This is a genomic window from Aminivibrio pyruvatiphilus (assembly GCF_004366815.1).
Lineage (GTDB): Bacteria > Synergistota > Synergistia > Synergistales > Aminobacteriaceae > Aminivibrio > Aminivibrio pyruvatiphilus.
The window spans coordinates 14,575-27,585 of sequence record NZ_SORI01000028.1 but is presented as its reverse complement, the minus strand read 5'-3'; the positions used below and the strand labels follow the sequence as shown (position 1 = coordinate 27,585).

The following is a 13,011-nucleotide window of genomic DNA, read 5'->3' as shown; positions in this document are numbered from 1 at the left end:
GACGAAGAAGAGGATGGCAGTCCACCCCCCCGACGCCCGCCCTGCGAAAAGAAAGAGGGAGGAGAGCGCCATGGTGACCGTCAGGGTCTGCTTCTTGCCGTACCTGTCGGCCATCTTGCCGATGACCAGCATGGCGATGGTGCTTCCCAGCATGATCAGGAAAAGAACGGTGCCCACGAAGGCGATATCCCCACCTTCAGCGGCGATGCGGATGGGAAAGAACATCCGCACTCCCTGGCTTGCGGCATCCCTCACGGTGGACATGGCCCAGATGGGGTAAATGACGGCGAAAACGGATTTCATGGTGGAGAGCAGCCCCTTCTGGGGCGTCATGGCGTCCCCGCTTTCATGGGAGATGGAGGGCATGGTCCGCCACGTGAAAATGCCGAGCACAAGCACCGGAAGAATGGCCACCACGGGCATGAGTTTCAGGCCTACGGTATTCACCAGGGCGACGGCGAAGAGGGGGCTCACCGTCACCCCCGCGGTCCCGGCCACGGCGAAGAGGGCCAGTGAGACGGTCAGCCTGTCCCGGGGAACCACGTGTCCCACTCCGCCGTGCCCCTGGGGATGGAACATGGCGCTCCCCAGTCCCCACAGCCCGACGAAAAAGAGAGCCGTTCCGTAGGTGGGCGACAGGGGGATCATGGTGGCGCCGAAACAGGTGAGGATGGGACCCCAAATGACCAGCCACGGATTCGCCGACCGGTCGGAAAGGTACCCTATGACGGGCTGGAAGATGATATGGATCACGCCGAGGAAGGTGCTGAAAAAACCGGCCTGGGCCATGGTGATGCCCAGACGGGAAATGAGCGTGGGGATGAAGGTGGGCAGAAAGGAGGCGTACAGGTCGTTGAAAAAATGCCCCGCCGAGAGCAGGGACAGCTTGAACCCGGAACTCTCGGTACGGAAGAGGCGGAAAGTTTTTGACGTCATAAAGAAAGGTCACTCCTTCGGATAATGATCGAGGCAAATAGTACCACGAATGAAGGAATCTGTAATACTGGCTGGCGTTAAAAATACATAATGCAAAAAACCGGAAGGCACTGTCCCGCCTTCCGGTCATTCATCCGGACTTCCGGCTGGTGTGCCGTCAGTCCGCTTCTGTAGCCCCCTGTTTTCTCCGGAGCTCCGCCTCCTCCGCCCGTTCTTCGAGAAATTCCCTCTGGTGGAGCCGTCTCTTCTCGATCTCCTCCTCCAGGAGTTTCTTCTTTACCAGTTTGTCATAAGTCTCGGCTGACTTCCTGACGGACTCGTGGTGGCGGTCCATGATGTCGAGCCGTTCCTTTTCCACTTCCCGCTTCGCCTTCTCCACTTTTTTCAGGGCTTCCTCCCTGTCTGTTCCGCCGTCATCGGCCGGAAGAGGGGGAAGGATCCCCCCGCCCCGGACAGGTTCGATTTTCACTTCCGCCGTCCCCCCTTCACCAAAAAGGTCTTTAGCTATTATTCGGCTGAACGTCTTCCTCACCTGAGGCAGCCGTCCGAAGCACCAGCTTTCCCTCACCTTCGTCCACGATGATGACCGTTCCCTCCCCGGCCTCTCCGGAGATGATCATCCTGGCCACGGGGGTCTCGATGTTCCGGACCATATAACGTTTCAGCGGCCGGGCTCCGTACACGGGATCGTAGGCTGCGGCGGCGATGAAGGCCGCTCCCCGGTCCGTGATCTCCAGGGAGATGTTCCGCTCCCTGAGGCGGTCCGACAGGGCCGACGCCAGCAGGCGGACGATCCGCCCGATCTCGGCGGGGGTGAGGGGTTTGAAGAGGACCACGTCGTCCACCCGGTTCAGAAACTCCGGCCTGAAGGACCGCCGCAGCTCCTCCATCACGCCGTCCCTGGCATTCTCCCGGATCTCGCCTTCGGAGGTAATGCCCTGGAGCAGGAGGGGGGCCCCGATATTGCTCGTCATGATGATCACCGTGTTCTTGAAGTTCACCACGTGTCCCCTGCTGTCGGTGATCCTGCCGTCGTCCAGGATCTGGAGCAGGATGTTGAACACGTCGGGATGGGCCTTCTCGATCTCGTCGAAGAGCAGCACCGAATAAGGCTTCCTCCTGACCGCTTCGGTGAGCTGCCCGCCCTCGTCGTACCCCACGTAGCCCGGGGGCGCCCCCACCATGCGGGAGACGGAGTGCTTCTCCATGTACTCCGACATGTCGAGCCGGACGAGGTTGTCCTCGCTGTCGAAGAGTGCCTCGGCAAGGGTCTTGGCGAGCTCGGTCTTCCCCACGCCCGTGGGGCCGAGGAAGATGAAGGAGCCGATGGGCCGCCTGGGGTCCTTGATTCCGGCCCGTGCCCTGAGCACGGCGTCCGCCACCAGGTCCACCGCCTCATCCTGGCCGACCACCCTCCGGTGGAGGATGTCGCCCAGCCTGAGGAGCTTTTCCTTCTCTCCCTCCAGGAGCCTGTTCACAGGAATCCCCGTCCAGCGGCTCACGATTTCGGAGATTTCGTTTTCCGTCACTTCCTCCCGGAGGATCCTGGTTCCCTGCCCGCGGGCCTGGATTTCCTCCTCCTTCCTCCGGAGCCTGTCCTCAAGCTGGGGAAGGGTGCCGTGCTTCAGTTCGGCCGCACGGTTGAGGTCATACTCCCTTTCCGCCTTCCCTATGTCCCTCCTGACCGACTCGATCTGCTCCCGGAGTTCCCGAACTTCGGCCAGCCCCTGCTTTTCCGCCTCGTACCCCGCCCGGAGGGAGACCTGCTCCTCCCGGGCCTCCTGGAGTTCGGCCCGGAGATTCTTCAGCCGCCCCAGGCTGGCGGAGTCCTTTTCCTTCGTCAGCGCCGCCTCCTCGATCTCGAGCTGCATGACCTTCCTGGAGACCGTGTCGAGCTCCGCAGGAAGGGAGTCAATTTCGGTGCGGATCATGGCGCAGGCCTCGTCCACCAGGTCGATGGCCTTGTCCGGAAGGAACCGTTCCGTAATGTACCTGTTCGACAGCACCGCCGCAGCCACAAGGGCGTTGTCCCGGATCTTCACCCCGTGGTGGACCTGGAACCGGTCCTTCAGCCCCCTCAGGATGGAAACGGCGTCTTCCACGGAGGGCTGCTCCACCAGCACGGGCTGGAACCGCCGCGCGAGGGCGGCGTCCTTCTCGATGTGCTTCCTGAACTCGTCCACCGTGGTGGCGCCGATGCAGTGAAGCTCTCCCCTGGCGAGCATGGGCTTGAGCATGTTCCCTGCGTCGATGGCTCCCTCGGCGGCACCTGCCCCCACGATGGTGTGGAGCTCGTCGATGAAGAGGATGATTCTCCCGTCGCTCTCCTTCACCTCGTTGAGGACCGCCTTCAGCCGTTCCTCGAACTCGCCTCTGAACTTGGCGCCGGCCACCAGGGCCCCCATGTCCAGGGCGAAGATGGACCGGTCCCGAAGCCCCTCGGGCACGTCGCCGTTCACGATGCGCCCGGCGAGCCCCTCCACGATGGCCGTCTTCCCAACGCCGGGGTCGCCGATGAGCACGGGGTTGTTCTTCGTCTTCCTGCTGAGGATCCGGATGACCCTCCGTACCTCCTCGTCCCTCCCGATCACGGGGTCAAGCTTCCCCGCCCGGGCCATGGCTACCAGGTCCCGGCCGTACTTCTCCAGGGCCTCGTAGGTGGATTCGGGATTGTCGCTGCATACCCTGGCCCGGCCCCGCACCTCCGTGAGGGCCGTCAGAAATTTCTCCTCGGTGACTCCTCCTTCGGCCAGGATCCGGCCTGCCGCCGTGGTCCGCCCCTCGTCGAAGAAGGATGCGAAGAGATGCTCCACGGAAACGTATTCGTCCTTCAGCCTGTCCGCCCGTTCTTCCGCCTTCAGGAGGAGTCTCGACAGGCGGGGGGAAATACGGATCTTCCCCGGCTCCACGCCGGGTCCGGTGACCCTCGGCCGCCGGGAGAGATCCTGTTCGACCCTGCCCGCAAGAGCCGAAGGGTCTGCGCCCGTCCTGGAGAGAATGCGGGAAATGAGCCCCTCCGGCTGTTCCAGGAGCGCGAGAAGGAGATGTTCTCCGTCCGTTTCGGCGTGTCCGTAGGAAATGGCCTTGTTCTGGGCTTCAGACAGGGCCTCCTGAGATTTTTTCGTGAGTTTTGCAAAGTCCATGGGAAGGCCTCCTTTTTATTGACCTTTACTAACCAATAAGATTATAACGGACTTTTTTCCGTAGGCAAGGGGGAAAATGATTTTTCCGGAAGAAAAAAACTTTTTCTCTTTCCCCTCCTCCTGCCCCGTGTCTTTGCCCCTTTCCGCCGTCCTGCGCCTCCTCGGGGGAAAGGGACATCCCACCCTTCAGGACCACCCGGACGGGGAATTTCAGGGTGAGGCATCCCCCGGGGGAAAAGGGTATAATGCAGATGTTTCCGCGCCCCTTTGACAAAAGAACGACATGCCGAAATACAGTGAAAGAGGAGGATATGCATGAAAAGGCTGATCCTGATGTTTCTGGCGCTGTTACTTCTCGCGGGGGGGACCGGACTCGCCGAAGCAGCCCCGGCGGACGAGTTCTCCGTCCTTTCTTTCTCCCCTTCGGGAACGGTCAAGGGAAGACCCCCCGTCAAGATCGTATTTTCCCAGGCGGCGGCCCCGAAGAACCTGGTCGGTAAGGCCCTACCGGCGGACCGGCATCCCGTGGCCTTTTCCCCTTCCATTCGGGGAGAAGGGAAATGGACAGATGCCAAAACCTTCGTCTTCACCCCCCTGGCAAACCTTCCCTCCGCAACCCTTTTCCGGGCCACCCTCAGGGATGACCTCAGGGACACGGCGGGGCGCAGGCTCGTGGGCAGGCAGAGCTGGGAATTCTCCACCGAATCCCTCAAGCTTCTTCGGGTCCAGCAGGTGGACTTCACCGAAAACGGCAACGCCGTTCTCGAGCTGGCGTTCAACCTTCCCGTATCCCCCTTCAGGCTCCGGGGTTACCTCGTCCTTGCCAACGACAAAAACCAGGCTGTGGAGTACTTTTTCTCCGGCAACGCCCCGTCCTCCCGCATCCAGGTTTTCACCCCCCCCTTCAGCGAGCAGAAACTCCGGGTGATCCTGGCCGCCGGAATGACCAGCGACGCCGGCCCCCTTGGAATAGAAAAGGAAGTCCGGCAGGAAGTCACGGTCACCCGGAAGATGGAAATACGGGGAGCCTACGCTTCCAGCAACTACCCCGAACAGAGCGGCATCACCATCACCACATCCATCGGGGCAGACATGGCCTCGGCTGCCAGATTCGTGGAGCTCTCCCCGAAGACCCCCTTCACCGTGGAACCGGGATACAACGGCTTTACCATCCTGGGAGACTTCAAACCCAGGCAGCGCTTCGAAGTGACCCTGAAGAAGGGGCTTCCTTCCAGGGACGGCTCGAAACTCGAAGCCGACTACACGAAGGCGGTTATCTTCCCCGATATGTACCCCGTGCTTCTCTTCCCCGCCGCCGGCACCTTCCTCTCCCCCGCCGGCGACCTGAGAGTCCCCATAGAAACTGTCAATATCGAGGAAGTCAGCCTGAACCTCTGGAGGGTCTACGAGAACAACATCCCCCTGGCCATGACCATGCAGGGATATTCCGTTCCCCGGGACCTCACGAGGAGAATCGTAACGAAGAACGCCCGGCCCGAGGGAGCGCTGAACACACCCGTCCGCAGGGCCATCGACCTGAAGGAGCTCGCCGGTGAGTCCAAGGGCGTCTTCCTGCTCACCGCCTCCGACGTCTCCGGCGAATACTGGGGCGAGGCCGAACAGCTCGTGGCCGTGACCGACCTTGGCATCACGGCGAGGGTCGCCCCGGCAGGGATCACCGTCTGGGTGAACACCATCCTCGGGATGAAGCCCGTGGAGAGCGCTTCCGTCAAGGTGTATTCAAAGAGCAACCAGCTGATCGCCTCGGGATCCACCGACGGCACCGGCATCTGGTCCTGGAGCGGGAAAGAGCCCTGGGATCCCCAGCTCGTCCCCGCCATCGTCACCGTGGAAAAGGGGGACGACCTCTCCTTCCTGAAGCTTGATACCAATCTCCTCGCCGACGGGGGGTTCGACACGGGCGGCCGGTCATGGAGCACCGGGTACGACGCCATGGTGTTCGCCCCGAGAGGAGTCTTCCGGCCCGGTGAACGGGTGGATTTCTCAACCATCGTCCGGGATGCCCGCAGGATGCCTCCAGATCCCTTCCCCGTTCTCTACGTGGTCCGCTCGTCCCTTGGGCGGGAAGTCGCCCGGGGAACCGCCATGTTGTCTCCCGAGGGAATGGCCTCCTTCCATGCGGCCCTGGCCCCGGCCTCGCCCACGGGGAACTACAGCGCGGAAGTGTTCCTTCCCGGCGACGAGAAAAGCCCCCTCGGCCGCACATCCTTCTTCGTGGAGGATTTCGTCGCCCCTCGCCTGGAGGTGAAAGCAGCGTCCGAAACCAAATACCTTCTCCCGGGAGAGAGTGCCGACGTGGAAATCGCCTCCTCCTATCTCTTCGGCGCACCGGCGGCGGGACTTCCTTTCGAAGCCGAAGTCCGCGCTTCGTCCGCAGCCTTCCGGCCCGAAGGATGGAAGGCCTTCACCTTCGGCGACATGGAAAAGAAGTTCGAACCCTTCGCGGAGTTCATCGGTGACGGTACTCTGGACGAAACGGGAAAAGGGAAGGTTTCCTTCGAGGCTCCGGATGGCTGGTCGCCACCGGCCTCGGTGAACCTTCTCTTCCTCCTGAAGGTCATGGAGGAAAGCGGCCGGTGGGTTTCCACATCCCTTTCCATGCCCTTCCATCCCTACCCTGTCTACCTCGGCATCGAGAAGCCCTCCGGCGACGCGGTTCCCGGCAGGGAAACCTCCGTCAGGGTGGCGGCGGTGACACCGGAGGGAGAACCCGCCGACCTCGACATGGTGGTGGGAACCCTCTTCCTCGTCCATCGCCATTACAACCTTGTGAAGGTGGACAACCAGACCCGGATGCAGGTCCAGACGGAACTAGTTCCCCAGTCGGAAGGAACGGTCTCTCTGAAGGAGGGCGTAGGCACCTTCTCCTTCACCCCGAAAAGCTGGGGAGAATACGTGGTCCATTTCTCCGACGAGACATCGGGAAGCACCGCTTCCGCCCAGATGTACGCCTGGGCCCCCTACGGGGCAGGCGAGTCGGCGGGCTCCACCCTTCTGGACAGGGTCGTCATCAGGGTCGACAGGGAAAAATACGCCCCCGGCGAAACGGCCTCCCTATCCTTCCGGAGCCCCTTCGCAGGCAATCTCCTCGTGACGGTGGACACCGACAGGGAGCTTTTCCGGAAGGTCATCCCCCTCGACAAGGGAGAGATCACCCTTGATATCCCCCTGTCCGACGAGATGATCCCCAATGCCTATATCACCGCATGGGTCATCCGCCCGGTGAAGGAGGGCGAGGCCTGGGGCAGCCACAGGGCCCTGGGAACCCTGTCCGTTCCGGTGGAACGGACGGAGAAAAAGCTCTCCGTATCCCTCGGGGCTCCTGACCGCGTCCTTCCGGGCGAAGCGGTAAAGGTCGCCGGAACACTGAAGGACGGGGCGGGCATCCCGAGGAAGGGTGAAGTCTCCCTGTTCTTCGTGGACGAGGGCATCCTTTCCCTCACCGGCTTCGCCACCCCCGATCCCTGGAAATACTTCATGGCCAAGCGGGCTCTCGGCCTTTCGGTCCATGATATGTACGACCTGCTCCTTCCCCTGGAATCCAGGGAAACGCCTCTCCTCAAACCCGGCGGAGGCGCGGGGGAAGATGCCATGGCCGCCCTCAGGGCGGGCCTGTCGCCCCTTTCTGCCCGGTCGTTCCTGCTCCTGTCCGTCTTCGCCGGGAACATCGCCACCGACGAGCGAGGCTCTTTCGAAGCGGAGCTTGATCTGCCCGAGTTCAGCGGCAAGGGCCGTCTCATGGCCGTGGCCGCCTCCGGTGACGCTTTCGGCATGGCGGAGACCCACATCGTCATGGCGAGAGAAGTTACCACCGAGTTGTCCCTGCCGAGGGCAGTCTCCCCCGGCGACAGCTTCTTCGCGCCCCTGAAGGTCTTTTCCGGGGCTTCCGGGGAACGGAGGGCCACGGTGAAGATCACCGCGGAAGGACCGCTCTCCGTCAACGGCAAACGGGAGTTCATCGCCGACCTGAAAAAGGACGGGGACGAAGCCCTCTTCACCGCCCGGTTCACCGCCGGACCCGAGGCGGGAATGGCATTCCTGTCTGTGGTCACCGAGTGGGAGGGAGGCACCTTCACCCAGGACCTCGATCTCCCCGTACGCCCGGCCTTCCCGAGGATCGCCCTTTCCGGGTCTGGACTCGTGCGGGGCGGAGAGAGCGGAGAGATCGCCATCCCCAGGGCATGGTTCAGCGGAACGGAGGAAGGGCGCCTGGTTCTTTCCGACCTCCCGGCGCTGGATCTCCTGGGCCCCTCCGTCTTCCTCATGACCTATCCCTACGGGTGCCTTGAACAGACCGTTTCCGGCGCATGGCCCCTTCTCGTCCTTCCGGAACTGGCCGCCGACATCGATCCTGCCCTGGTGAACAGGGATGAACTTGACGCCGCCCTGGCCCTCAGAATCCGGCAGATCGGCGCCATGCAGCTCTACCACGGAGCCTTCGCGTCCTGGCCGGGGAGCTCGACAGCCTACCCGTGGGGATCCGTCTACGCCGCCCATTTCCTCGTGGAGGCGCAGAAGAGCGGAATTCCTGTGCCTGAAGACCTTGTCGGCGGTGCCCTCTCCTACGTCAGGGCCCTCCTGCCCCTGATGCCGGACGATGAAAGCGAATGGAGAATGAGGGAAAACATGACGCTGAAGGCCTACGCTTCCTATGTCCTTGCCCTTGCGGGAGAACCTCCCCTTGGGTGGATGGCCCACATCGGCGAACACAAAAACCTTCTCAGGGGATCGGGGACGGTGTTCCTCGCCGGCGCCTACGCCCTCTCGTCGAAGACATCCGAACCTCTGAAGGAGCTCGGGACAGGGGCGCCCTCCCTCCGGGAAGGGGACATCACCACCCTGGAATCGGTCTCCAGAACTGACGCCCTGAAACTCCTCATGTGGACGGAGGTGGACCCCCTGTCCGCCCCTGCGGCCGAACTTGCCGGGAAGCTCATCGGCGAGGCGAGAAAGAAGGCATGGGGCACCACCCAGGACAACGCCATGAGCGTCCTCGCCCTGGGACGGTGGATCGAGCGGACGAAGGAAGCCAGGAAACCCTTCACGGCGGTCCTCATGGATCAGTCGGGAACCCAGGTCGCCTCCTTCTCCGACGGAAAGAGGATGTCCCTGGATCTGAAGGACCTCCCCGAAGGACCGCTCTCCCTCGAACTGACGGGAGACGGAACCGCCTACTACGCCTGGACTGCCGCCGGCGTGCCCGAAAAGGCTCCGGCACCGGGCTCGCGGGGAGTCACGGTGAGCCGGGCATGGGCGAACAGGCAGGGGGATCCCGTCTCTCAGGGGACTCCTGTGGAACGGGGCGACCGCATCGAGGTCACCCTCACCATCACTCCGGCGGCACCCCTGAGGGACCTCGTGGTCACCGATATGCTGCCGGGAGGAATGGAGATCGAGAACCTGCGCCTTTCCGGAGGAGCGGACCTGCCGCCGTCACCCAACAGGACCTACGGTGTCAGGGCGGAGATGCGGGACGACCGGATGCTCCTCTTCATCGACTATCTTGACAAGCCCCTCCAGTACAGGTACCTCGTCAGGGCCGTCAGCAGGGGAACCTTTACCCTGCCTCCCCTTGCCGCGGAGGGCATGTACGCTCCCGACACCGGCGCGGTGACCGCCGCCGGAACGGTGGAAATCCGCTGACGCCATGAGAGGCTCCTTCCGCCGCCTCCTGCAGGCCGCCGCAGTTTCGGCCGTTCTGGCGGGAGGAGCCTTTCTCTTCCTCGCATCCCTTCCCTACTCGGAGGACACGATCACCCGGTGGCCGACCTCGCCCGTTCTGCTCGACAGAAAGGGCGGGGTCTTCGCCGTTTTTCTCTCCGGGGATTCGGAATGGTCCATCCCCGTGCCCCTGGGGGCCATGGGGAAATGGCTGCCCCTCGTGGCCGTGGAGGTGGAGGACCGCCGCTTCCGCGACCACGGCGGGATTGACTGGGCCGCCCTGCTTCGGGCGACAGTCCAGAACGCCCGGGCGGGGCGGGTGGTCTCGGGGGCTTCCACCATCACCAGCCAGCTCGTACGCCTTTCCGAACCCCGGCAGAGGACCGTGAAAACGAAAATACTCGAGTTCACCGCCGCGGTGAAGACAGAACGGCATTTTTCCAAGGACCGCATTCTCGAACTCTACCTGAACCGGGCCCCTTTCGGGGGCAACATCCGGGGGGTGGAGGCGGCGGCCAGGATCTATTTTTCCAAGTCCGCCGCCGAAGTCTCCCTCGCCGAGGCAGCCCTGCTCGTGGGCATGCTCAGGGGTCCTTCGGTCTACAGGCCGGACCGCAACCCGGAAGCGGCCGTTGCCCGCCGGAACTCCATCCTGGCCTCCCTTGCCGACAGGGGGGTGATCACGCCGGAGCAGCTCCGTCAGGCCCTGGCAGAGAAGCTGCCCCCGTCGAGAGGGAGCCTCCCGGCGAGGGCATGGCATTTCGCCCTCGCCGCCCTCGGCGACAGAAAAGAGGGCGGAACGATACGGACTACACTGGAATCTTCAGTGCAGGCCCTTCTGGAGAGAACCCTCGCCTCCGCCCTTTCTTCCATGCCGCCGGAAGTGACTGCAGCCGGCATCGTTCTGGACAATGACACAGGGGACATCCTCGCCTACTCGGGGAATGGAAGGCTTGGAAGCGGGCTGCCCGGAAGCTGGGTCGACTGCGCAAGGAGCCACAGGTCTCCGGGATCGGCCCTGAAGCCCTTCGTCTATCTCGCCGCCTTCGACCGGGGTATTCTCACCCCGTCAAGCCTCCTGGCCGACACCCCCCTCGCCTTCTCCGGCCAGGCCCCGAGAAATTTCGACCTGACCTACCGGGGTCCCGTCACGGCACGGACCGCCCTGGCCGATTCCCTCAACGTACCCGCCGTGAGGGTGCTCCGGGCAGCAGGTCCGGAGCTGGTACTCGACCTTCTGCGGAACGCCGGTTTCCGCTCCCTGGTCTATCCCACCGGTCATTACGGAGACTCCCTCATCCTCGGCGGGTGCGAAGTCACTCTCCTCCAGATGGCGGAGGGCTATGGTGTCCTCGCCACCCTCGGCATACGCCGGCAGCCCCGCTTTCTGGGCGGAGAAGGTCTCCCCGAGAGAAGAATCCTTCCGGAGGCCGCTCCCTTTCTCGTGGCGGACATCCTGAAGGACACGGGGCGGCTGCTCCCCGTCCACGGCAGGCGGATCGAGCACCGGCGGGACTGGTTCGCCTTCAAGACGGGCACGTCCTACGGGTACAGGGACGCCTGGACGGCGGCCTACAATCCCCGGCATACGGTGGTGGTCTGGATGGGCGACCCGTCGGGGGCCCCCCACCCTGAACTCGTGGGACTCTCCGCGGCGGCGCCCGCCATCGTGGAGGTTCTCAGGGCCCTTCCCGCGTCGGACTGGTACGAACCGCCCGCCGGAGTGGAATCCCGCACCGTCTGCACCCTCTCCGGGGCACCTCCGTCGCCCGCCTGCCCCTCCACCCGGACGGAATACGCCATTGCGGGCATTTCGTCCACCACACCCTGCACCATGCACGCGATCCGGAACGGTACACCGGCGGTACGCTGGCCCGCGGAACTTGAGGAGTTCGCCCTCCGCCGCTCCCTGGAATTCGAAACGGGAAGGGCCGTATCCATCGTCTCCCCCCTGCCGGGGTCCCGGTATTTCCTCACTCCTCTCGGAGGTGAGCAGAAAACGGCCCTGAAAGCGGAGGGAGCGGTCCCGCCGGTCTACTGGTTCGTGGGAGGCACCTTCGCAGGAAGGCAGGAGGGAAACACCCCCCTGTTCTGGAGTCTCAGAAAGGGCCGCCACACGGTATCCCTGGTGGATTCCCGGGGCAGGACGGCGTCATCATGGGTGATCGTCGAGGCCATAGAAAGAGGACCGGAGCAGCGCCCCGGCCCTTCGTCCCTTCTTCTTACCCCCGCGGATTGAAGGAGGATTCTCTCGACAGGGCTTCCAGAAGCTCCCGCTCCCTGTCCGTCAGCTTCTCCGGGATCACGATCTCCACCCTGACGAGAAGGTCGCCGGGAAGAGCCCCCTTCCTCCGGGCAAGCCCCTTTCCCTTGAGGCGGAGCTTCTTCCCTGCCTGGGTTCCGCCGGGGAGCTTCATGGTGACGGTACCGGAGGGAGTATCCACGGGAAGACTCGCGCCGAGGGCCGCTTCCCATGGCGACACTTTCAGAGTGGTGGAGATGTCGTGCCCCTCCACGCTGAACCGGGGATGGGGTGCTATCCGGAGGACGAGGAAAAGATCCCCGCCGCCGCTGCCCTGCCCTTTCAGGCGGATTCTCGATCCGTCCGTCACCCCGGCGGGAAGGTTCACGTTCACCGTTTTCCTGGCTTTCCGAAGCCTTCCGTCAGGTCCGGGCTCGGCCCTTTCGAAGGAGACCGTCTTCGTGCCGCCCTCCAGCAGATCCTCCAGTGAAAGTTGGAGGACCATCTCCTGGTCCCGCCCCCGGCCTGATCCGCCGCTGAAGAACATGTCCTCCATGGAGGCGGAACGGCCACCCCCTGAAAAACCGCCGAAGATGGTCCGGAAAAAGTCGCTGAAGCCGCCGGCATCCCCGCCGAAATCCATGTGCACGCCGCCGCCCCATCCCGGGGGAGGGGTGAAATCCTGCCCCTGGCTCCAGTCCGGGCCCAGGGTATCGTATTTCTTCCGCTTTTCAGGATCCTTCAGGACCTCGTAGGCTTCGTTGATCTCCCTGTATTTTTCCCCGGAGCCGGCATCCCTGTTGACATCTGGGTGGTATTCCTTCGCCAGCTTCCTGAAGGCCTTCCGAATTTCCTCCTGGGAAGCCGCCCTGCTGACGCCGAGTATTTCGTAGTAGTCCTTGTACGAGACGGCCATGTCCCTCACCCGCTTCCACAATTATTTTAACCAATACTGACCTTTATATTCTACCCTTTTCTTCCGGCATCTCAAACGCTCCGGAGGGCAAT

At 63.3% G+C, this 13,011-nt stretch carries 6 protein-coding genes; 2 read left to right on the top strand and 4 right to left on the bottom strand.

Features of this window, described 5'->3' with window-relative positions:
* The 3 genes from C8D99_RS13870 to clpB form a co-directional block, all read right to left on the bottom strand.
* Nucleotides 1-936: MFS transporter (locus C8D99_RS13870; protein WP_133959103.1), on the bottom strand; the 936-nt coding region annotated here is incomplete at its 3' end.
* A gap of 157 nt (nucleotides 937-1,093) precedes the next feature.
* Nucleotides 1,094-1,405 carry a hypothetical protein gene (locus C8D99_RS13865; RefSeq protein ID WP_133959102.1) on the bottom strand — a complete coding sequence of 104 codons (312 nt, stop codon included), beginning with the start codon at nucleotides 1,403-1,405 and terminating at the stop codon, nucleotides 1,094-1,096.
* Nucleotides 1,406-1,436: 31 nt separating this feature from the next.
* On the bottom strand, nucleotides 1,437-4,079 hold the full coding sequence (clpB, locus tag C8D99_RS13860; RefSeq protein ID WP_133959101.1) for an ATP-dependent chaperone ClpB: 2,643 nt from the start codon (nucleotides 4,077-4,079) through the stop codon (nucleotides 1,437-1,439).
* A gap of 315 nt (nucleotides 4,080-4,394) precedes the next feature.
* Here clpB and C8D99_RS13855 point away from each other — a divergent pair, with 315 nt between their 5' ends.
* Entirely contained in the window at nucleotides 4,395-9,743 is a 5,349-nt protein-coding gene (locus tag C8D99_RS13855) for an Ig-like domain-containing alpha-2-macroglobulin family protein (RefSeq protein ID WP_133959100.1), read from the top strand.
* 4 nt (nucleotides 9,744-9,747) lie between these two features.
* The gene (gene pbpC / locus C8D99_RS13850) at nucleotides 9,748-12,000 is read left to right on the top strand and encodes a penicillin-binding protein 1C (RefSeq protein WP_133959099.1); all 2,253 of its coding nucleotides are present in this window, start codon (nucleotides 9,748-9,750) and stop codon (nucleotides 11,998-12,000) included.
* Here pbpC and C8D99_RS13845 read toward each other — a convergent pair.
* The gene (locus tag C8D99_RS13845) at nucleotides 11,984-12,940 is read right to left on the bottom strand and encodes a DnaJ C-terminal domain-containing protein (protein WP_274542692.1); all 957 of its coding nucleotides are present in this window, start codon (nucleotides 12,938-12,940) and stop codon (nucleotides 11,984-11,986) included. The two genes, pbpC and C8D99_RS13845, sit on opposite strands and share 17 nt — an antisense overlap.
* Between the last annotated feature and the right edge of the window lie 71 nt (nucleotides 12,941-13,011).